The sequence below is a fragment of the Pseudodesulfovibrio profundus genome, assembly GCF_900217235.1.
GTDB classification, from domain to species: domain Bacteria; phylum Desulfobacterota; class Desulfovibrionia; order Desulfovibrionales; family Desulfovibrionaceae; genus Pseudodesulfovibrio; species Pseudodesulfovibrio profundus.
The window spans coordinates 1,065,464-1,085,895 of sequence record NZ_LT907975.1; the positions used below are offsets into that span (position 1 = coordinate 1,065,464).

Annotated in this window: 21 protein-coding genes; 3 read left to right on the forward strand and 18 right to left on the reverse strand. The window is 49.5% G+C overall.

What is annotated here, in order from left to right:
- Positions 1 to 111: 111 nt before the first annotated feature.
- From DPRO_RS05185 to DPRO_RS05240, 12 genes are all read right to left on the reverse strand, one after another.
- Positions 112 to 531 carry a hypothetical protein gene (locus tag DPRO_RS05185; RefSeq protein ID WP_097011102.1) on the reverse strand — a complete coding sequence of 140 codons (420 nt, stop codon included), beginning with the start codon at positions 529 to 531 and terminating at the stop codon, positions 112 to 114.
- On the reverse strand, positions 521 to 2,509 hold the full coding sequence (locus tag DPRO_RS05190; RefSeq protein ID WP_097011103.1) for a hypothetical protein: 1,989 nt from the start codon (positions 2,507 to 2,509) through the stop codon (positions 521 to 523). Before DPRO_RS05190 ends, DPRO_RS05185 begins: the two co-directional genes overlap by 11 nt.
- Positions 2,510 to 2,513: 4 nt before the next feature.
- A complete protein-coding gene (locus tag DPRO_RS05195; RefSeq protein ID WP_157917372.1) occupies positions 2,514 to 4,031 on the reverse strand; it encodes a tyrosine-type recombinase/integrase in 1,518 nt (505 codons plus the stop codon).
- Positions 4,032 to 4,039: 8 nt separating this feature from the next.
- On the reverse strand, positions 4,040 to 5,251 hold the full coding sequence (locus DPRO_RS05200) for a tyrosine-type recombinase/integrase (RefSeq protein WP_097011105.1): 1,212 nt from the start codon (positions 5,249 to 5,251) through the stop codon (positions 4,040 to 4,042).
- A gap of 301 nt (positions 5,252 to 5,552) precedes the next feature.
- On the reverse strand, positions 5,553 to 6,116 hold the full coding sequence (locus DPRO_RS05205; protein WP_097011106.1) for a single-stranded DNA-binding protein: 564 nt from the start codon (positions 6,114 to 6,116) through the stop codon (positions 5,553 to 5,555).
- A 45-nt stretch (positions 6,117 to 6,161) separates the two neighbouring features.
- Positions 6,162 to 6,503 carry a hypothetical protein gene (locus DPRO_RS05210; RefSeq protein WP_097011107.1) on the reverse strand — a complete coding sequence of 114 codons (342 nt, stop codon included), beginning with the start codon at positions 6,501 to 6,503 and terminating at the stop codon, positions 6,162 to 6,164.
- A gap of 7 nt (positions 6,504 to 6,510) precedes the next feature.
- Positions 6,511 to 7,161, reverse strand: coding sequence for a biotin/lipoyl-containing protein (locus DPRO_RS05215; protein ID WP_097011108.1), 651 nt, complete (start codon positions 7,159 to 7,161; stop codon positions 6,511 to 6,513).
- Between the two features lie 152 nt (positions 7,162 to 7,313).
- The gene (locus DPRO_RS05220) at positions 7,314 to 9,581 is read right to left on the reverse strand and encodes an acetyl-CoA carboxylase carboxyl transferase subunit alpha/beta (RefSeq protein ID WP_097011109.1); all 2,268 of its coding nucleotides are present in this window, start codon (positions 9,579 to 9,581) and stop codon (positions 7,314 to 7,316) included.
- Between the two features lie 2 nt (positions 9,582 to 9,583).
- Positions 9,584 to 10,999 (reverse strand): ATP-binding protein, encoded by a 1,416-nt coding sequence (locus DPRO_RS05225; protein ID WP_097011110.1) that lies wholly within the window; start codon positions 10,997 to 10,999, stop codon positions 9,584 to 9,586.
- Positions 11,000 to 11,010: 11 nt separating this feature from the next.
- A complete protein-coding gene (locus DPRO_RS05230; protein ID WP_097011111.1) occupies positions 11,011 to 11,394 on the reverse strand; it encodes a PilZ domain-containing protein in 384 nt (127 codons plus the stop codon).
- A 38-nt stretch (positions 11,395 to 11,432) separates the two neighbouring features.
- Positions 11,433 to 12,179: an OmpA/MotB family protein gene (locus DPRO_RS05235; protein ID WP_097011112.1), complete on the reverse strand. Its 747-nt coding sequence runs from the start codon at positions 12,177 to 12,179 to the stop codon at positions 11,433 to 11,435.
- On the reverse strand, positions 12,180 to 12,932 hold the full coding sequence (locus tag DPRO_RS05240) for a motility protein A (protein WP_097011113.1): 753 nt from the start codon (positions 12,930 to 12,932) through the stop codon (positions 12,180 to 12,182).
- Positions 12,933 to 13,019: 87 nt separating this feature from the next.
- Between DPRO_RS05240 and DPRO_RS05245 the strand changes: the two genes are divergently transcribed.
- The 3 genes from DPRO_RS05245 (at position 13,020) to DPRO_RS05255 (ending at position 15,609) form a co-directional block, all read left to right on the forward strand.
- A complete protein-coding gene (locus tag DPRO_RS05245) occupies positions 13,020 to 13,859 on the forward strand; it encodes a purine-nucleoside phosphorylase (protein WP_097011114.1) in 840 nt (279 codons plus the stop codon).
- A 63-nt stretch (positions 13,860 to 13,922) separates the two neighbouring features.
- Positions 13,923 to 14,609 carry a hypothetical protein gene (locus tag DPRO_RS05250; RefSeq protein ID WP_097011115.1) on the forward strand — a complete coding sequence of 229 codons (687 nt, stop codon included), beginning with the start codon at positions 13,923 to 13,925 and terminating at the stop codon, positions 14,607 to 14,609.
- Complete coding sequence (locus tag DPRO_RS05255) at positions 14,542 to 15,609, forward strand: IS5 family transposase (protein ID WP_097010253.1); 1,068 nt, start codon at positions 14,542 to 14,544, stop codon at positions 15,607 to 15,609. Before DPRO_RS05250 ends, DPRO_RS05255 begins: the two co-directional genes overlap by 68 nt.
- Positions 15,610 to 15,922: 313 nt before the next feature.
- On the opposite strand, the gene DPRO_RS05260 is transcribed toward DPRO_RS05255, so the two are convergent.
- The 6 genes from DPRO_RS05260 to deoC form a co-directional block, all read right to left on the reverse strand.
- Positions 15,923 to 16,510: a 2-oxoacid:acceptor oxidoreductase family protein gene (locus tag DPRO_RS05260; protein ID WP_097011116.1), complete on the reverse strand. Its 588-nt coding sequence runs from the start codon at positions 16,508 to 16,510 to the stop codon at positions 15,923 to 15,925.
- Positions 16,511 to 17,362, reverse strand: coding sequence for a 2-oxoacid:ferredoxin oxidoreductase subunit beta (locus DPRO_RS05265; protein WP_097011117.1), 852 nt, complete (start codon positions 17,360 to 17,362; stop codon positions 16,511 to 16,513).
- Between the two features lie 4 nt (positions 17,363 to 17,366).
- Positions 17,367 to 18,512 (reverse strand): 2-oxoacid:acceptor oxidoreductase subunit alpha, encoded by a 1,146-nt coding sequence (locus DPRO_RS05270; RefSeq protein ID WP_097011118.1) that lies wholly within the window; start codon positions 18,510 to 18,512, stop codon positions 17,367 to 17,369.
- Between the two features lie 6 nt (positions 18,513 to 18,518).
- A complete protein-coding gene (locus tag DPRO_RS05275; protein WP_097013651.1) occupies positions 18,519 to 18,791 on the reverse strand; it encodes a 4Fe-4S dicluster domain-containing protein in 273 nt (90 codons plus the stop codon).
- A gap of 235 nt (positions 18,792 to 19,026) precedes the next feature.
- Entirely contained in the window at positions 19,027 to 19,665 is a 639-nt protein-coding gene (locus tag DPRO_RS05280) for a precorrin-8X methylmutase (RefSeq protein ID WP_097011119.1), read from the reverse strand.
- Between the two features lie 8 nt (positions 19,666 to 19,673).
- On the reverse strand, positions 19,674 to 20,333 hold the full coding sequence (gene deoC, locus DPRO_RS05285) for a deoxyribose-phosphate aldolase (RefSeq protein ID WP_097011120.1): 660 nt from the start codon (positions 20,331 to 20,333) through the stop codon (positions 19,674 to 19,676).
- Positions 20,334 to 20,432: the final 99 nt, after the last annotated feature.

A 20,432-nucleotide genomic window follows, 5' to 3' on the forward strand; every position in this document is an offset into this window, starting at 1 on the left:
GAACCATTTAACCACAATTGGCTTTCTCCCCAAACGATACTTGATGCGTTCAACAAGACAGCTAAAGAACCAAGTGGTATAAACGAACGGAATCCATATTTCCCAATATAGCTACTTACGCCCGACACTCCTCATGGGCTTGGGAGCTGAAGCAAAAAGTTCATCTGGGTCAATGCCAAGCATTCTCGAATTATACTCTATAGCGACCCATCGCTCGATATAGCTATCCAACTTCTCACTTAAAACATGATTTTCATGCTCCAAATCTTTTAGCCTCTCTTCAAGTGGGCGACGTCTTATAGACGCTTCATCGACCTCATCAAAATTCTCTCGCTGAATACTTGCGAACTCCTCTACAACCTTTTTCAAATCATGCGAATAAAGCGTTTGCCTCGATACCTTAAGACGTTTGGCCACAGATGAAATCGTTATGGGACATTCCTTTGGAGATAGTCCAACCATCCTGCCTAGCTCTGCCTTAATAACTAAAACAAGCTTCTCCCCTCTTAGTTGTTTCGTTTTACGCCTCACTTCCGCCTCCTTCATCACCAGAAAACACTCTTATCTGTTCGCCCTCGTCCACACATTCTCCACTAAGGATATCATCAACCGCCAATGCGGCTTTCACGCCATCGAGTTGACGCAAGGAATGCCGCAAAAAGGGATCGTCTGGGTTCTCAAAGCTACCTGAAGAATCTTTATAACGATCAATTTGTAAGACAAGCACATCTTCGAGCTTCTGTAGATTGAGCCGCTCTCTTTCATTTCCCTTGGTCCGCAGATACTCAAGGCAGCCTTCAAGACACTTAAGATGATACTCACAAGGTTCGATAGAGTAATCATGAAGACATAGCCCTAAAGGGGTAAAATGAACCGTACTCACATGAGCTTCCAAAAAATGCTCGCGATCAATAGGATCTAACCCTTCGTACACTTCAGTAATAGGACCGGCCAAGCCTCCCCCCTTTATCAGCTCTTTCGCATAAGCAACTCGTTGAGCCACAGTCCCATGCTTGTAGGCCTCATTGTGCCTAATATCTTTACGTCCCATCCAACGCGCAATCTGCAATTCATTAAGCCCGCCATGGTCAGCTAACGTAGTTAGCCAATGTCGGAATGCGTGCGTGTTGATTCTGAGAGGAGAGCCATCTGCCGCTTTCATATTACGTCGGCTAAATGCAGATTTCTTTGTTTTTCTGCCTCCAAGTAAATCTGATATATGCTGCTCATTAATTGGTTCAGCAAGCAGCTTAAAGGTCTTGGCGGATGTCTTGAACTGATAATAAAAACAGACACACAGACTCTCAGAGAGTTTCTGAGATTTGCCTCCAGGTCTTTCCAAAATAATCAGAGGTTTTCTGCGGTTAAGAAGGGCCTTCTCGACATCCCCAATCCGAAAACATGCAACGGGATCTTTGCGCCGCTTTGAGGTGATCACCGGGGACACCCCTAGTTGTCGGACAAAATCCCCGCCTCTATTGGCTTCGACCAATTCACCAATCTTTTTTGCTGAAACGATATCTTCTGAGTTGCAATCCGACGACAAGGGTACTCTTTCAGGAGTCTGCTCCAAAACATAAGCTCTAGCACGAGCTTTCGCGCAGTGCTCAGTAAGTCCATCAATCGCTCTTTTGGCAAGACTAACCGCATGGGAAGGAATCCATTTGATTGAAGGTTCACCACCTTTTTCGGGCCAATAGCGAATTCCATAGCTAACTTCCTGTTCACCTGTCTCTTGATTGATCAACGGATTTCCATCTTTTGAAAACTGAGGTTTACTTATCCAACAGTTAACTGGAAGAGACAACACTTCGCCTATTCGAAAACCTCCGACTACCAAAAGATCAATTATCCTGATCCTAATAAGTTCCTCATCATCAAGTGGAGTATTTGATATCTCAGCAAGGGCCTCAAAAACCTCTTCAGAGGGCATCTTTTCCATCCCTTTTGCTTGCCCAATCTGATCTCGCAGATCCCCAACTCTCTCTTTTTTTATTGTAGAGTGATAACCGATCCTCAGAGGGGTGAGGCGGTGCTCATCAATAAACTTTGCAACCTCCTGAAGGGAATTAGCCATCCTGTATGCCGTAGTTTGCTTGTACTCTCTGAGCAACACATCTTCAGCAAGCTTGAAGTGCTTTTTATTCAAATAGGTCGGATCACAATCAGTATTAGACGCACGAAGTATTTCATAAAGTACTGCCAAAGAATCCAACATCCTCTGGTGCGGATCAAATGAGATGTTCTTTTGTTGCTGCTTAATCTTGACTAAACACTTACAAAAATTTGAAAAGTCAGAAGCAAATGAAACCCTGCGATCAAGAGCGACTCGTTTTTGAGCCTTTTGTAAAAACTTGAGACGCCATGCTCGCCCCTTATGCCCTTTTCGTTTTTGGTACTCGGTAATATCCCAAACTGAGTCATCCCAATTCACCCTCGGATAAACAGGCAATTCCTTGGCTCGATCAATCAAACCCAACAGACGCTCGCGTTCAGAGTCATGAGTCATAGAGTTACTCCATCTCTTTGATTCTCTGTAGCAATTGAGATATCGCCAAAATAACATCATCGACTTGATTAGTTATTCGAGCAACAGGGTAACCAGAAGTCGCTGCCATTTCTCGAGCGTACGTCTTTAACTCATCGAGCATGTCCTGATGAGGACCATCTTTCCAAGCCTGAAAACTCGGACAGAGATAGCAGGAAAGAGGAGGATAAAGCTTGCAGAGAGACTTCGCACCGCACCCGCCGATTCCACCCAAATTCCTATATGTCGGAGTCTCGCCCGGCACGGTTGGAATACCATTAGTTTCCTCCCGCTCCACCACAATGCCGCTAAAACGGCTGATGACATCCAAATAATGGGGATTGCACTCCAAAGCTTTATCCAAAGCCTCGACAGTTTTGCCTCTTGCCTTGAAATACACTGCAACGTGCTGAAGATCTGTATGATCTAATGCATCGGCCACAACGGCAGGAGAAGCGCCTTGCTCAACGAGGCGCGTAGCAAATGTGTATCGGAGCCTTCTCGGAGTCAGATGAAGAATATCACCACTCCTACGAGAAACAAGCTTAGCGACTATTGGATACTTTTGAACTGCCTTACAAAAATCACGAGTCGTCATATGAAACTCAAATCTCTTCAAAGACCTTGAAAGAAAATAGCGTTTTCTATTACTTCTAAGGATTGGAGTCTTTTCAGCATAAGGACGGCCGAAATTGTCATTATTAATCTCAATGAGACGATCAATAAACTGGCCTAGATGTGGTGATATTTTTCGCGCTCGTACGGATCGACTAGATGATCTCTTTTTTATTCTCGGGACATTCAAAGAATATAGCCAGCTACCAGAACTAGTTTTATTTTTAATAAAATCACGCTCCTCCAAAAGAACAATATTTTTCGGATTCGCCCCAAGCTCCATGCAAAGCATTATACAAATGCGCTCAAATTCACTACCCACTCCGCTCTTCACAACTGAACGTAGTAGATCATACTCAACGTTATCTAACGGGCCATCGTCCGGATCTTCAGTAAGGACAGCCACCCCTTTCTCGTTCCCCTCTATTGAATAATTTAACAACTCTTCACATATGCTTCTAGAAAATCCAGGAAACGCGACATCCGTACACCAAACATACCATTTGCGAACCCAATGAAACTTCCACTCTTCACCACTTTCTCGGTAACAATCCAAAAGAGATAACAAATTGCACATAGACAACGGATAATTGTCTAAGATGTCATTCTTCTCATCCTCAATCAAATAGTAAAAGATATTACCGACCGTGTGAGGAGCTTTTGTTTCTATACAATGAGCCACATAAGCCTTGACCGTCTCAAGATTATCTTTGGCACAGTATGCCCTCTTCCAATTGCAATAATTTGTTCGAGTTGGATCGGTCAGTTCCCATACCTCACCACTTGTATCCACAGAATGTCCAAATCGATCATATACAACTCCAGGATTATCCCAGTGGTATTCAAGAGAGGACTCTGCATCAAACAACGACAAGTATAGATTACTCATTCCCCCCCCTACCATAATGCTTCCTGGTACTTTCCAATCAGTTGCCAAGCTTCAGCCTCAACAAAACGACGAGTGTAAACCTCGCTCTGCGAGCTACCCTCTACCCAACCGCATAGGAAATTCTGGACTTTAACTCTGACATCATCGGACATACCAACTTGTTTTGCCCGATCCATCAGTAAATCATTAAAAGTATGTCTTAAAAGATGAGGGTGAATTCGCCTCTCACTGACTTGAAAATGCCTTTGAAGAGCTAAAAAAAACTTGCTTAAACCAGCTCTAGAAAGAGGAACTTTACCTCTAGATGAAACAAACAAGTACGGATGATCGCATTGTCCTCTATCTTGTTGCACATATTTCACTAGCTCCGTAGCAAGCTTTCTAGGAATAGGAATTTCACGAGAGCGTGTTTTGACCCGAGGTTCGTCCTTACGGGGGTCTTTAGCATCGTCTGGCTGACGTACTATGGACACTGTCTGCTTGGGACCTCTGGGAAGGTCTTGCAGTCGAATTTTCAGCAACTCCCCTGCCCGCACACCGGTTGCGAGCATTGTTTCAAATATCAAGTGATTTCTGTTTTGAATTTGCTTTCGAAATGGATTCAGTTTCCCTCTGGGCATGGTCAACTTGCGGAGTTCATCTAACTCCCCATCTGTTAATCCGTAACGTCTAGCTCTTTCTACGGACTCAACCGCCTTGAAAGCTTTGAAAGAACGTCGAATTTTCCTCTTAACACCTCGCAAGCTTCTTCTGATGTCATCTGAAGAATCCGTCTTTGGAATGAATTCATCAGCTGCCCAAACAAGGAATGACTCGATCGTCGAAAGATAGGAGTTAAAGGTCCTAGGTTGCAGCACCACAGCCATACTGCCAGAAGCAGCATTTACCTTACCGATAGTCCCAACCAGTTTATCCTGCCGCCCAGATCGGACCCACCTTGAGAATCCTTGTATCTGCTTTGACGAAAGTGATTCACCAGAGCGTAGGCGTGTTTCTAGATGAACCCCAACAAATGAACACCATTCATACAGCCAACACAGCACCCGCACTTCTCGCTCTAATGTCGAAGCCTGTCTTGTCTCACGCCTTTCATCGATGATGTAGCGAGTAGCTAATACAGCAGGCTGCAGAGAGTCTGTGTGCAAAACAACAGGGAACCTTTCACCCGTTGAAAACACAGCCTTGTAGACAAAGAATTTTCTGCCTTTTGGAATAATCATAACTCACCTTCCCATTCCGACCTTCGTAGAGCCATGGTGTGGGCCTTTCCCGGCTCCAGTCGCCCTACGGGCTCCTTCCACCGGGAAAGGCCCACACCATGGCTCTCGCTCCCAACTCCCTCTATAACTCCAACCCAAAAGGGAACAACTAGACGACAAATTACACGGTACAGTTGTCGGTGACTAGACCAAAAAAAAGAGGGTGGTTACACCACCCTCAAAATCTCTCATGTCTCTTGCCAGCTCTTGGTTAACAGTATTCTCTACCCACCATAACTGGACACCCATTAAATTGTCTATGTCAGAACGGCACGTCGTCCATTCCGCTGGCTTCTGAGGGGAATGCGGGACCAAGATCTTCCTGCTGGCCCTGCTGAGGCTGCTGCCCCTGCTGCGGCTGACCTTGCTGGCCCTGGGGCTGCTGATAATTCTGCTGGTAGCCACCGTTTTGCTGGCCCTGCTGCTGGTTATTCTGCTGGTATCCGCCCTGGGGCTGCTGACCAGCCTGATTGAACTGACCATCAGGAGCACGATCAAGACCCTGAACATTGTCAGCGACGATCTCAGTCATATAGCGATCCTGTCCGGTGCTCTGATCCTGCCACTTGCGTGTCTGCAGTTTTCCTTCAACCATGACAAGACGGCCCTTGCCAAGATAGTTGCCGCAGAATTCCGCAGTCTGACGCCATGCGACAACGTTGTGCCACTCGGTCTTTTCTACACGCTGGCCAGTCTGCCTGTCGCGGTAACCTTCGTCTGTGGCAACGGAAAATTTCGCACGGGCCTGTCCGTTGGGCGTATATGACAACTCGGGATCACGTCCCAGTCTGCCGATCAAAATGACTTTATTTAAACTGCCAGCCATATCTACTCCTTAAGGGAATTATTAACTAATGAAGAAAGACGAGTATCAAAAATTTGAGGCAATGTCTTCCAACTCATCAAGGCAATCTTCAAGCCGGTACGAGAGAGTATCCGCCTCTTTCGGGTTGCGATCTGCCAAAGCCGTTTCCAGCTTTAACCGCAAATCCTCAGCCTGATCAGCCTTTTCCCGCATCTTCTTTGCCTGCTCCTCGGGTAGCAAACCAGCCCTGACCGCGTCAAATGCGGCCTGAGCCAGCTCCATCACACCTTTTTTGGGGATGGCGTCACCATCCTCCCATATGAGCTTCCAAAGTCGGGGCCACGTCTTTTCGACTTCATCTTCACTGAATGTCCATGCAGACACTCGAATTTGCAGCAGTTTACCCATGGTGCTCCTAGGATTCTTCTTCCCACTCACTCTGAATGCGGGCGACGACATCCTGAATCACAGTCAGTTGATCCTCGGGACATATGCCAATCAGCGGAGCGCCTTCGTCGACGTTCTCACCACGGCTGAAGTACACGGAATAGATAATGCCTTCCGGGCCGGAATAAGCAAGCGGAGTTTCACGTTTCATGCGGGAAACGATCATCAGGTCCATACCTTCGGTCACTTTGACGGAACGCTTGCCAGACACTTTCAACTTTTGATCAACCTCGGGAACAAAGTAATACTTTGCACGCTCAGGGGCGCGGAAAAGGTACAGTGCTTCCTGAAGGATGAGTTCAATCACTTCCTGACGAGTCAAATAGTGCTTGATGGTGACGAGCGGCTCTCCAGCCTCGACAAATTTCCCTTCAAGTTCGGTCCGTACAGACTCGACAACACCTTTTTCCGGTGCGCTGATGGGCTTTTTGTTCTTCTCTCTTGTCAGGTTGGCCAGAAGCGTGCCCGGCTTTTCCTTGTAATCACCTTCCCGGCCATACACTTTGTCACCCTTTTTGAGTCCGGCAAACTCAACAACTCCCGTATGGGGAGCGTGGACGACGATTTCGCGGTAGGGAGATGCTTTTACTTTATCGAGTAATTCTTTGATATTCAGCACTATTTTTTTCCTTGCTTTATCGACCACTCATGCAATCGAAGCGGTCGGCTCAAACCTCATTATCATATGGATCGAGCTTTGATAATTTTCAAACGGGTGTTTACGGAAAACCCTTTACTGGTGCGCATTTGCGCTGTTTCAAACAATCAAGGTCAGCGATAGTATAGGTTGCGCCCACCCATGGTCAAGAGGGACTGATGGAGGTTTTTTTTCACCTCTCGCCTATCCCAAATTCCATGAATATGCCCCCTCGAAAGAGCATGGTAGCAACGATGGTAATCCGGGGCGATAGTCATTCCGGTTGTTTCCGTGATGACCCCCGGTCCGGCGAAACCAATATTCGATGAATGCACGGCAAACTGATACGGCGAACACCCCAGGAAACTGGCTACCGGTCCGGCATAGGAGTTTGTATCGTACAATACAAGATACAGGCCACCGGCATCGATATACCGCCGAACGGCAATCGTGCAGCGAGGCATCTGAATGACACCGTTAACGCCTTCCTGAATGCGGATTCCCGCTGTTCCATGCACATAGGCAATGAAAGGCTGGCGTTTGCGCCCGGCTCTTTCCGCTGCCCGAACAAATTTTTCACCTTCAGCAGCGCCGACACTGCCGCCCCTGAACGGAGCACACAGCACGGCCACCACTGTTTCCACTTCTTCGATAACCGTATCAAAAGTGATGCAGGCGGATTTCAATCCGGTCTTCTCTTTGGCCTTATCCAATTTCAATTCAAACTGTTCGTAAGAAAGCGGATTGATGGACTCGATTTCCCGGTTGAATTCCTTTGAAACACTATAGTCGAAAACATTTTCCAGATACCAGCGGTACTCCATGGGGAAATGGTGTCCACAGGAAGGACAGACTCCGGCGAAATCCCCGAAAAGGTCTGGCACCCAAAGATCCGGGCAGTGGTGGGTCCTGACGTTAGGACAAGATATAGTCCGGTCCTCCTGACTCCGAGGGCTCGACCAGGACCATTCGCTCCCGATGAGGCAAGCCCCTTCTTCCGGGCAAGACAGAGAGGTCAGCTTTTCACGAACGTTTTCATCTTTTTTGGCCTCTGCACCGTCCCCAATGGGGAATTGTCTGTCGAGTGTACGTTTAATGGGAAGCAATAGTTTATGACGGACCAGATGGGCCTCGGCACCCAGTTCTTCGACCATGGAATTGAAGCGCTTCCGCTGCCGTCCGATCAGGTCATACTTGAAATAGGCGTGGGTGGAGTCGATGGCAGACTTGGTCGCGGCCATGGCCTGCTTGAAAAGTCCGGTGTTGTCCAGTCGAGCATGACGACTCATGGCGAGGAACTTCCGTTGGCGTTTTTCAACCAGCCTGTTCAAGGCTGACTTGGAAAGCGACCAAAGCATGAAGATGGACTCTGCATCATCCGTCTTGCTGGCCCGAACAACCATGGCTCGGTACAGCTTCATGGACTTGACTTCACTGACGGCTTCATTTGTCGCCTGAATCAGCTCACGGCGAAGCTCTCTGAAAAATTCATAGTGATTCGGTCGAGCTCCAAGGGGCGGCTCATACAAGACCTTATCAATATACCCGTTTTGCAGATTATCTTCGGCAGTAATGCCGAGTTGGCGGGCGCATTTCTCGATCAGTTCAGGAGTCGCCCTGTCCCCGCCTCGAAGCCCCCCTTCAATGGCGGCAGCCCCTTCGGGTGAGATGACGGAATAATAGCCATGGGAGAGCATGATTCGACGATCTCCCATGCCAACGGCCTCTGCTCCACCGGAACCACCTTCGGAAAAAACGGAAACCACCGGCGCACGTAGCGCAGCCATTTCATAGAGGTTGCGAGCAATCTGTTGTGCCGCTCCAGGCCAATCTTCAACGGGATACGCCCCGGGAGTAAAGACAAAGGTGTGAACCGGAATATTCTCGGTTTCCGCAACCTTCATGTAGTGCAGGGCCTTGGCATTTCCCCATGGCTTGACAGAACCGCCGTTACGGTACTCTTCGCCGTGTCCCTTCTCCTGCCCAATAACCATCACCATCTGGTTGATGACCTTGTCGCCTACCCTACGGGTAAAATAGGCCCGGGCAATGAGCATGGAAGGATCGATGTTGAATTCGCCCTTACCGCCAAGCTCCGTGTAATTGTCATATACGTTTTCAAGAATGTCCTTGAGACAAATGCGTTGGGGATGACGAACGATACGCACACGATCCATGGGCGAAAGGGAAAGATCCAGCTTGCGCTCTGTGAAATCGAAAAGCTCTTCAATACGAGCCAGCTCGTCAGTCAGCACTCGCCCAGGAAGCTTGTGTTCTTTTTCAAGCAACTCGTTGAGCTTGGCACTCAGGAGTCTGATATTGTCATCTTCCTTGGCTCCAAAGATGTCCTTTATGTACGTCAGCCGGTCCTTGAGAGCCTGAATTTTTCTTTCGCTATCCATGATCAGAACTCCAGGATATTATTCGTCTTTTCTTTCAAGTATTCAATATTGGTAAAGAATTCACTGGTTCCACCGCCCACGCCTGAGAGTTCGACCTCTTCCAGAAAGCGCAAGCCGCGCTCCTTGACCTCATCCAGGTCTTTTCCCCAGACAATTGCCAGGGCAAGGTTGGGATCGTACTCCATGGGAATTTCATATTCCCTGTCAACGGGAACCTGGGTAAAGATTTGCAGCCAGTCGTGTTCCTGCCACTTGAAGTTCACAATTTTTCCTGAGCAGGGCGTGAAACGGTTGACCGTGTTTTCCGCGACTATGCGATACTCGATCCCGACACCGACGAACTCGACATCATCCTGAGTGTAGCCCATGGGCTCGCCCAGTGCCAAACGCAACTGCTCGGTAATAATATCGACAGGCTCACCCTTTACTCTCGAAATGATGGATGAAACCCCATTCTCGACCTGAATTCGAGTGTTCACTTCCATGAGGAACGGCTCTCCTCGTGGCGTGACGATCCATTCCCAGGTGCCGACATTGTCGTACCCGGATTCACGGGCCATTGAGAGCGAATATTCCGTGATGTCACTGAGGACCTTTTCAGCATCAAAGGTATAGGGAAGCACGCCTGGCACAAATCCGGGGGCGACCTCTACCCGCTTCTGCTTGCCGGTGGATTGTATGGAACAATTGCGTGTGCCGAAGTGTACCTGTGATGTGCCGGTACGGTCGCATACCACCTGGACTTCGAGATGGTTGAAGTCGAAGATTCGCTGTTCGATCAGGACACCTTCGTCGCCGAAATTACGCTTTGCATAGTTGCGAATACGCCGGAAAACGGAGCGGAATTCATCGAAGTTGTATACTTCTTCGATGCCCATGCCGCCACCGCCGGCTGACGCCTTGACCATGACCACGCCATCGATAATCCCCTGAGAGGACTGGAACTTGAAAAGACTTTCCGCAATTTCCTCGGCTTCGACTTCACTGTAAACAGGTCGGTCTGACCCGGGTACTGTGGGAACTCCGAGACTGCGGGCTATGCGTTTGGTATTGATTTTATCACCGAGATCACGAATGACCCACCAGGACGGACCGATGAACTCCATTGGCCTGTCTCTGCGAATAACTCTTCTGGCAAAACGAAAATCTTCCGCAAAAAAGCCGTAACCTGGATGGACCGCGGTGGCACCAGCAGCATCGGCTACGGCAAAGAGCTCATTAGCATCGAGGTATGACACGATCTTGTAAACCGCTTCATCCCCGGCCAATTCACGAGCAAGGCGAACATGACCACATTCCTCGTCTTCGGCAGTATAAACACAAACGAAGTCCACTCCGATCCGTTGACATGCCCGCATGACGCGCATGGCAATTTCACCGCGGTTGGCAATAAGGACCTTGTGTCGGTCAATTGTCATTGAGATACCGTTTATTCCTGTTCGCGCTGCTTTTTACGCAAGGCGATGAGCCGCTTCTGGACCTCCAAAACAAGTTTATCCAACTTGGCCTGCTGCTTGAGATTCAACTCAACGAAGTTGATTCCCACAATACCATTGTCCAAAACGCGTATGACCTTGGCCGTAGCGCCGCTCAAAAACAGCTTGTTGTTGATTAACAGGTCGCACTCTATGTGCGCCCCCTCCTCAAAACGCTTTTCAGGATCAAGGACTGCGAAGCCGGTTGCACTCAGATCTTTGACATCAAGAACTCTATCCTGATCTTCAAATCGAACAGTCAATCCAGGTACTTTTGTTCGAAAAGCCTTCCTGAGCTGTTCTTCTTTCCCGGCTGGTAGTTTAATATCAAATCCCATGATTCCCTCGTAAAGGCCTAAAACATCATCTAAGAGTATTACTTACCCATAACGCGCTTTTCAAGCACGAATTCCACCCTGCGGTTCTTGGCACGGTATTCTGCGGACGTGTTGGGATAGAGCGGATCGAGATAAGCAAGTCCCGTGGCCGTCAGACGGGTCGATTCAATACCCATCTTAAGAAGATGTCGCAATACCGATACGGCCCGCAAGGCAGACACTTCCCAGTTGTCCTTGAAGCGGGACCGGGAAGAAGGCCGAACATTATCAGTATAACCAACAATCTTAATGGTCTGGTCACGGTGTTGTATAAAGAAATCCTTCAGCTGTGACACAAGCACTTTACCCTGCGGAGACAGCTCGATCTGGCCGGACTTGAACAGGACATCCCCGGGAACGCGTAGTGTGATGACGCCATCTTCAAAATTGGCAGAGACCAGCCCCTCAACGCCTTTTTTCGTCTGTAGCGTTTTGACTTCTGCAAAGACTTTTCGCTGGGACTCGATAATCTGTCTGCGCATCAACGCCTGATCAAGGAGTACTCCTGCTTCGTCACGGGTAATTTTACTTGTGGAAATTTCCTGCAACTGGCCTTGGAGCGCTTTGGTCACTGAGGTAAAAGTCTCGGAAAACTTCTCGGTATCCAAAGTGGACATGGAATACAGCAGAACAAAAAAAACAAGAAGCAGCATGGAAAGATCGGCAAACGTGGTCAACCACTCCTGCCCATCCGGTTCCTCTTCATCAGAAACGAAAAAACTGTGCTCTTCGTGTTTGTTGGCCATCTACCTATTCTCGCGTTCCTTGGGTGCCAGAAACGATGAAAGCTTCTCGTACACCAATCTCGGGTTATTATTTTCCAGAATCGACTTGGCGCCTTCGAAGATGATCTCCAAATGCAATTGTTCCTGGAGCGTTCTCGCCCTGAGCTTTGCGGCAATGGGAATAAAAAAGAGTGTGGACATGGCGCTGCCATAAAACGTCGTCAACAATGCAACCGCCATTGCCGGTCCGATGGCTTTGGGATCGCTGAGCTGAGACAGCATCTGCACAAGACCGATGAGAGTACCCATCATACCAAACGACGGGGCCAAAGCAGCCAGACGCTTGAAAACATCCTGACCGACCTGGTGTCGTCGTCGCATGGAGTTGATCTCGATCGCCAGTGTGGTGCGGATGATTTCCGGATCAGCGTTATCGGCAATGAGCTGGCAGGATTTTTTGAGAACCATGTTCTCGGTCTGTACATTTTCCAGCGCAACCAGTCCTTCACGGCGGCTGATTTCAGCAACTTTCACCATGATATTGACAACGTCACGGACTTTTGTCTTCCGCTGGACTAAAATCTTGAATGCAGCTGTAAAGGCTTGTATGACCTCTTCAAAGGGGAACGCCACCATGATGGATGCCAGCGTACCACCGACAACAATCATCATACCGGGGATGTTGATAAATACATCCATGGCGCCACCGATAATGATGGCCCCTATGATCAGGGAAAAGCCTACGGCAAGGCCTAATAGAGTCACAATATCCATAAATCGAGCCTATCCTTCGGTTCAATTCGGCCCACATTTCCATGTGGTCAACTATACCTCCACACTGCACCACCAAAAGGAGTCAGCATGCAATACCGAGAGAAGATACAATACTCTGCCGCATATATACAAGAAAAGCTAGACAAAATTCAAGCCGGAACAGTTGCTTTGATTACCGGCACAGGGCTGGGAGGCCTGACCGAAGCCATTCAATCGCCCTGCTCCATCCCCTATGCAACCATCCCCCACTTTCCTGTCTCCACGGTAAAAAGCCACGCAGGAGAGCTAATCCACGGAACCATCGAAGGAACGCCGGTTTTGGCATTGAACGGCCGATTCCACTTGTATGAAGGATTTACTGCCCAGGAAGCGACCCACTCCATCCGTGTGCTCGGCGAGTTGGGCATCAAAACACTGATTCTGACCAACGCCGCCGGAGCTCTCAACCCATCCTTTGCAACCGGCGCGCCCATGCTCATCGAGGACCACATCAACCTCACAGGCACCACTCCTTTACGCGGAGACAACAATGATTCGTGGGGCGAACGGTTTCCTGACATGTGCATGGTGTACGATGAAAAGCTGCGAAAGCTTGCCATTGAAGAAGCCCTTGAACTAGGGATCCGACTGGAACGCGGCGTGTACATGCAGGTAATGGGACCGAACATGGAAACCCCGGCGGAAACGCGCATGTACAAGACCATGGGTGCCGACGCCATCGGCATGTCCACATGCATGGAAGCCATTGCCGCACATCACATGGGTATACGAATTATGGGCATATCCTGCCTGACCAACAAGAACCTTCCCGACTGCATGAAGGAAGCCCCTCTGGAACAGGTCATTGCCCAAGCCCAGCAGTCTTCGGCGGCAATGACAAAACTCATTCGAAGCATCCTAAAGGAAATCGCTCAAATAACCGATTAAACACCAGAGCGATTCTTTCTTATGTATATGTAGTCACGAACCAAAGGATACAGGACGGAAGACATGTCCACATTTCGAATGACATTAGCCTTGATCTCTACGGCACTGCTGGTTGCAGGATGCAGCGGTTCCCAACGAACCGAGACCATTCCTTTTGACTACGTTTTGGACACCGTGCCTACCTCCAAGAACTATCACGATCTGGATGAAACGCCTGTCATTGAATTGAACAACCAGGCCGCTGACACATTGTTCAGGTACGTGACTGAAGAAGAGTTATCACCCAACTCACCTGTTTACGTGAAGCCATTCATCAACGGGGGCAACGCCGGGGACCAGTCCATATTCGGACACATCATGAGTCAGCAAGTCCGAGACAGACTGGTACAGCGAGGCGTTAACGTCACTGTTGGGGCACCGAAGCCAACGGAATACTTCAAGCCCCAGTCTCCTTCCACACAGCCGAAAAACGCTACGGATGAACAGGAGAAACCAACACTCCCTCCCCGCGCTGGCGTGCTTGAAGGAACATATGTGATTGGAAAGGACTTCATTTACATGAGCGCTTCCATCATCCGCCTCGACGACAAGGTTATCGTATCGGCACACAACTGGCTCATCCCTATTAGAGACCTCTGCACGGCAAATCCCACACTTTTACTCTTTAACTATTTGATTTATTATGCTATTATTTCTCCATCCAAAGGAGGAAGGCATGGCTATTCGGCAGAAAGGACCTCGGTTGGGTGATTACTTCCTGGGGCACCGCAGAACCAAGACCACATTTCTGGATGAGATCAACGAACTCATCGACTGGCAGCCCATCAACGCCTTTCTGTGCAAGAAGATCAGGCGCAAGGCCAACGCCGTGGGCAATCCCGCCTATCCGCCTCTGGCGATGTTCAAGATTCTGCTCTTGCAGCGTTGGTACAACCTGAGTGATCCGGGCGTGGAGCAGGCGCTGCTCGACCGGCTCTCCTTTGTCAGATTTACCGGTTTTTCCATCGAGGACGACGTGCCGGACGAGACCACCATATGCCGTTTCCGTAACGGTTTGATCCGCCTGAAGGTGCTGGACTCCTTGCTCGACATGCTTAACCGCCAGCTTGAAGGACAAGGGCTTCTTGTCCGTGAGGGAGCCGTGGTGGACGCCTCGGTAGTCGAGTCGCAGCGGCGGCCGCGCAAGGTTATCGACGTGATGCCTGAGGACCGTTCCGAGGACGCCGAAGAACAGGATGGGCCGGTGGACTGCCGGGTCAGCTATTCGGATGACGAGGAGGCGGCCTGGCTCCGCAAGAGAAATCGGGCCTATTACGGCTACAAGCTCCATGCCGCGACGGACAGTCGAGACGGGTTTCTGCTCTGTGGTCACATCACTCCCGCGAACCATTCGGACACGGGCGAATTCGAGCGGCTCGTGAATGGCGTCGGCCTTGATCCCGGCGCACGGGTTTATGCGGACAAGGGCTATTGCAGCGGGAAGAACCGGGACATTCTGTTTGATCGCGATTTGGAGGACGGAACCATGGACAAGACGCCTCGTGGCGGCAGGCTGACAGACTTCGAAAAGACCCGCAACCGTGACATCAGCAGCATTCGGCAAATAGTCGAGCGGGCCTTCGGCACACTCAAACGTGGCTACGCATTCTTTCGGTCCCGATACGTGGGTCGTGAGAAGGTGGAGGGAGAGTTCCACATCCTCGCCATGGCGTTCAATTTGAAAAAAGCTGTTCGACTGGCGCGAGCCTGAAGGGAGAGGTGCGTCCAAAATCCGGCATTTCGGCCAGAAATGGCAGGAAAAGGCCGGGAATGAGCCCAAGCTGGGGTGCGGTCAGAACATCAAATTGGGTGCGGAGCGCAAGGCACGGACGCGAAAAGGGGATGCGCAGAGGTCTCTATTACGGAAAACATTCGCTGGTGGCTGCCTCAAATACAACCAAAGGACGGGTTGCTGCCAACGGTTCAAACCCAATTCAAATAGATCGGAATATTCAAACTTGATAACAAATAAAAAAGGGTGCCGACATATCGGCACCCTTTTTTATTGTAATTTGACTATGGACCTACTCGGCATCCCATACGGCGCCAGCATCCTTGCCCCATTCCTTTTTGGCAAGACGATGCCCAAGGTTGAACGCCTTGGTGTTAACGGCTCGAATCTTCTCCGGAAGTGCGCTCTCCAAAGACTTGCGCATGGTCGCCTGATTAATGAACGGAAGAAGATACGACAACGAACCAAGAACAACCGTATTCATTGCCTGCACAATGCCAACCTTGTCTCTGGCAAGGCTGGTGTATGGCAGACCAAGATAGCGATTGGTCGGAGGCTGCGGCACGAGATCGGTCTCCAGTACCAGTACGCCACCCGGCTTCAGGTACGGGTAGTACGAGTTACAGGCTTCCTGCGACAACGCCACAAGAATATCAAGACTCTCTGCCTTGGGGTAGCTGATAGGTTCCGAGCTGATGACGAGATCACATTTACTAGATCCACCACGGGCTTCCGGACCATAGCTCTGAGTCTGGGTCACATTGTAGCCATGCCCCAGGGCCAATCCCTGCCCCATCACCTTGCCCAATGTGATAATGCCCTGACCGCCGAGGCCGGAGAAACGAATTTCGAAACGGTATAAATCCTGTTGCGGTTTCATTTACTTGGCCCCCTTCTTGCCTTTCTCGGAAAAGCTCTTTTGCAAGGCGTAGTATTTCTCCTCGAATCCAGTCTTGTCCCGTTCAACAAACACGCCGATGGGAAGTCGCCCTTCACGTTTTTCCTCGGGCAGTTCATTGTATCTATCGATAGGTACAGCGGCCTTTTTCATCCACTTATACATGTCGACAGGCGTGCGATACTTGTTCTTTCTTCCATACTGCGTATGGCAGGGAGTGATTGCTTCGACAACACTGAATCCGGGGCGCTCAATGGCTTTCGTCAGAACGTTTTCCAGCTTTTTGACATGGAAAACCGTGCCGCGAGCGACATAGTTGGCTCCGGCTCCCTTTGCCAGCTCAACAGTATCGAACGACTTGTCCAACTGACCATACGGATTGGTCATAGTCGTTGCACCTGCCGGTGTCGCGGGGGAGCTCTGCCCGCCCGTCATGCCGTAGATGTTATTGTTCAGGATCAATGCCGTCACACCGATATTTCGTCTAGCCGCATGTATCAGGTGATTGCCGCCAATGGACAAGGCATCGCCGTCACCCATGATGGTGATGACGTTGAGCTTGGGATTGGCCATCTTGATTCCTGTGGCAAAAGTCAACGCCCTGCCGTGGGTGGTATGGACCGTGTTGAAATCCACATAGACAGCCAGACGGCCGGAGCACCCGATGCCCGCAACGATGACCACATCGTCCTTGGGAATCTGCAACGAGTGAATGGAGCGGATCAATGTTCCCAGCACGATACCATGTCCGCAACCGGCACACAGCACATGCGGGAATTTCTTATTATGCCTCAGATATTGGTGGATGATTTCATTTCCGGTAAATTCATTCATGACGCTACCCCTGCATGATGACCTTAAGGATTTCAGAAGGAGTCACTATCTGACCGTCTACTCGATTGATCGTGCGAACCGAGGCGCGCCCCATGTTGACCCGTTTTACTTCGCGAGACATCTGCCCCATGTTCATTTCGGGCACGACAAGGGTTTTGGCATGGGCCAAAATCTTCTCGGTATGTCGCCTCGGATAGGGGAACAGCGTCTTGAGCTTTAACAGCCCTGCCTTAATCCCATTATCCCGCGCCTGTTTCACGGCCAACTCTGCCGAGCGGGCCACACTTCCATAGGCAATGACAACAGTCTCGGCATCATCAGTAAGGATTTCATCTACCAGTTGAATATCGTAGAAGAACTGGTCGATCTTGCGATGGATGCGATCCATCAGTTCGACAACTTCTTCAGGTCGCTGCGTTGGAAAACCGTTCCTGTCGTGCGTCAGGCCTGTCGTATGGAAACGATAGCCAGCACCAAGCGGAGGCATGGGCGGAACGCCACGGACTGTTTCCTCGTACGGCTTGTACCACTCCGGCGGCATGGACGGCACGGTCCGCGAAAAGACATCAAACTCGCCCTCATTGGGAATCTCGATCTTTTCCCGAGTATGTGCCGTAACTTCATCCAACAGAAGAATGACAGGAGTCCGATATTTCTCTGCCATGTTAAAGGCAGTGATAGTCATATCCAAACATTCCTGCACATTGGAAGCAGACAAGACAATGATGGGGTGATCGCCGTGAGTCCCCCAGCGGGCCTGCTGAACATCACCCTGCGCCGGACACGTCGGCAAACCGGTGGAAGGCCCACCGCGCATGACATTAACCAACACCAACGGCGTTTCCGCCATGATCGCGTATCCAAGGTTCTCCTGCTTGAGCGAGAAACCGGGACCACTTGTAGCTGTCAGCGCCTTGCGACCGGCAAGGGATGCACCGATTACAGCCCCCATACTGGCAATTTCATCTTCCAGTTGGATAAAAACTCCATCTTCGGTCTTCGGCAGTCTGTTCGCCATTATCTCCATAATTTCTGAAGACGGCGTGATGGGGTATCCCCCGTAAAACGAACATCCAGCCAACAACGCTCCCTCGACAACGGCTTCGTTGCCCAGCGCGAAAATTTCCTTGCGTTTCTTGCGTCTGGCCATGGTCTATCACGCTCCCTTCTTCTTTGGAGTCTGCTGCTTCGGATTGGAAGAAGACTCTTTGTTCTCCGATTCCTTTTCCTTCACGATGATTGCGAAATCCGGACAGTGCACCTCACAAAATCCGCATCGTATACAGTCGTTCTCACGTACTACCGTCGCTTTTCCCTGGCTTCCCAGTTCCAACACGTCAGCAGGACAGAACTCGACGCATATCCCGCACCCTTTGCACCAATCCGGGTAAATCGTAACGCTACTTTTTCCCTTCTCTCTCTTGGCCATAAGATTTTCCACCAATACGAGTTTCATTTGCAATATCACCTGCAACCCACAACAAATTTCGTATTTACGGTGATATAACAAACACTATTTAAGAAAAGTCCTAACAGGAATTTCCACAGTGTCCAGCCTTTTTCAAAATTCCTTGAGCACCTAAAAAAAATGCACATCAAAAAAAGAGAAAAACGCCTGGGTCAATTCACTCCCAGGCGCTTTTCTCATTCATAATTCATCAGGACTAGGCGGCAAGCACAGCCAACGCGTTGATCACACAGGCAGCCAGCGCGCTCCCTCCCTTGCGCCCCTCGATTGCAATATATGGAATGTCGCGACTCATCAGCAACGCCTTTGACTCTGCTGCATTGACAAAACCGACCGGCATTCCAACTACAAGCTCAGGGGGCGCCATCCCTTCATCGATATGTTCGACAAGACGAATAAGCGCTGTTGGCGCATTTCCAATGACATAAATATCAGGTTTCAATTCCTGAACGGCAACATCCACAGCCGCTTTTGCTCGGGTAATTCCTTCATTTTTAGCGCGCTGAACAACCCTTTCGTCATTAATCAGACAATGGATGATACACCCTAGCGGATCAGTACGCCGAACAGGGATTCCACGCTTGGCCATTTCCGTGTCTGTGACAATAACAGCCTTATTTTGCAAAGCTTTAATACCATTGGAAACAGCAGCATCATGAAAACGAACAAGATTCAGAAGTTCAAAATCAGCAGTTGTGTGAATCATTCTTCGCACAATTTGCCATTTTTCACCTTCAAAAATACGCGGTTCAGGCACTTCTGAGTCAATAATTCGAAACGATTCTGCTTCTATTTCTTCCGGTTTTTTTATGTTTTGAAGTTCAATTTTTTCCATTTTTAAACTCATTTTTCGGAAATTATTCTCACAGAAGCGGAAGCTCCGATGCGACTGGCGCCCGCCTCTATCATGTTTATTGCATCCATTCGGGTCGATATACCACCGCTTGCCTTCACACCAATGTCGGGGCCAACTGTTTTTCGCATCAGCTTTACGGCCTCAACAGTAGCTCCACCCGGCCCGAATCCTGTGCTGGTTTTGACAAACGCTGCCCCACTATCAACACTCATCTGACACGCTTTAACAATCTCTTCAGCATCCAGAACTGCTGTCTCCAAGATGACTTTGACTGGGATATTCTCCGCTGCTTTGACCACAGCCTGGATATCTTTGACGACCAAGCTATCATCGCCATCTTTAAGGGCGCCAATATTCATGACCATGTCAATCTCGCGAGCACCCTGCTCCACAGCCATGGCTGTCTCCATAGCTTTACAGGACGACAGAGAAGCCCCCAGAGGAAATCCCACTACCACCACAGACAACGGCTGCGCATCTTTCAGCATCCAACTCGTCAAAGACAGACGAACAGGATTGACGCATACGCCGTAAAAACCATGTCTTACGGCCTCTTCGCATAGCACTTTGATATCATCAGCCGTAGCCGTCGGTTTAAGCAGTGTGTGATCAATATATGAAGCGAGTTCGGATTCGGATAATTGCATCAATGTCCCCATGCCCTAGAGAATCGGCACTACGAGTTGAAGGTGATACAGAACAATCATTAGCAACGTTTCAGTCGCAAACTGATAACATAAAAAAAC

Bases quoted from the DNA above. Each gene is read 5' to 3' on its own strand.
- DPRO_RS05225 (WP_097011110.1), bottom strand. From the start codon at position 10,999: ATGACAATTGACCGACACAAGGTCCTTATTGCCAACCGCGGTGAAATT.
- deoC (WP_097011120.1), bottom strand. From the start codon at position 20,333: ATGCAATTATCCGAATCCGAACTCGCTTCATATATTGATCACACACTG.
- DPRO_RS05275 (WP_097013651.1), bottom strand. From the start codon at position 18,791: ATGGCCAAGAGAGAGAAGGGAAAAAGTAGCGTTACGATTTACCCGGAT.
- DPRO_RS05250 (WP_097011115.1), top strand. From the start codon at position 13,923: ATGTCCACATTTCGAATGACATTAGCCTTGATCTCTACGGCACTGCTG.
- DPRO_RS05260 (WP_097011116.1), bottom strand. From the start codon at position 16,510: ATGAAACCGCAACAGGATTTATACCGTTTCGAAATTCGTTTCTCCGGC.
- DPRO_RS05240 (WP_097011113.1), bottom strand. From the start codon at position 12,932: ATGGATATTGTGACTCTATTAGGCCTTGCCGTAGGCTTTTCCCTGATC.
- DPRO_RS05235 (WP_097011112.1), bottom strand. From the start codon at position 12,179: ATGGCCAACAAACACGAAGAGCACAGTTTTTTCGTTTCTGATGAAGAG.
- DPRO_RS05195 (WP_157917372.1), bottom strand. From the start codon at position 4,031: ATGAGTAATCTATACTTGTCGTTGTTTGATGCAGAGTCCTCTCTTGAA.
- DPRO_RS05245 (WP_097011114.1), top strand. From the start codon at position 13,020: ATGCAATACCGAGAGAAGATACAATACTCTGCCGCATATATACAAGAA.
- DPRO_RS05255 (WP_097010253.1), top strand. From the start codon at position 14,542: ATGCTATTATTTCTCCATCCAAAGGAGGAAGGCATGGCTATTCGGCAG.
- DPRO_RS05200 (WP_097011105.1), bottom strand. From the start codon at position 5,251: ATGATTATTCCAAAAGGCAGAAAATTCTTTGTCTACAAGGCTGTGTTT.
- DPRO_RS05230 (WP_097011111.1), bottom strand. From the start codon at position 11,394: ATGGGATTTGATATTAAACTACCAGCCGGGAAAGAAGAACAGCTCAGG.
- DPRO_RS05190 (WP_097011103.1), bottom strand. From the start codon at position 2,509: ATGACTCATGACTCTGAACGCGAGCGTCTGTTGGGTTTGATTGATCGA.
- DPRO_RS05220 (WP_097011109.1), bottom strand. From the start codon at position 9,581: ATGGATAGCGAAAGAAAAATTCAGGCTCTCAAGGACCGGCTGACGTAC.
- DPRO_RS05210 (WP_097011107.1), bottom strand. From the start codon at position 6,503: ATGGGTAAACTGCTGCAAATTCGAGTGTCTGCATGGACATTCAGTGAA.
- DPRO_RS05280 (WP_097011119.1), bottom strand. From the start codon at position 19,665: ATGGAAAAAATTGAACTTCAAAACATAAAAAAACCGGAAGAAATAGAA.
- DPRO_RS05265 (WP_097011117.1), bottom strand. From the start codon at position 17,362: ATGAATGAATTTACCGGAAATGAAATCATCCACCAATATCTGAGGCAT.
- DPRO_RS05270 (WP_097011118.1), bottom strand. From the start codon at position 18,512: ATGGCCAGACGCAAGAAACGCAAGGAAATTTTCGCGCTGGGCAACGAA.
- DPRO_RS05205 (WP_097011106.1), bottom strand. From the start codon at position 6,116: ATGGCTGGCAGTTTAAATAAAGTCATTTTGATCGGCAGACTGGGACGT.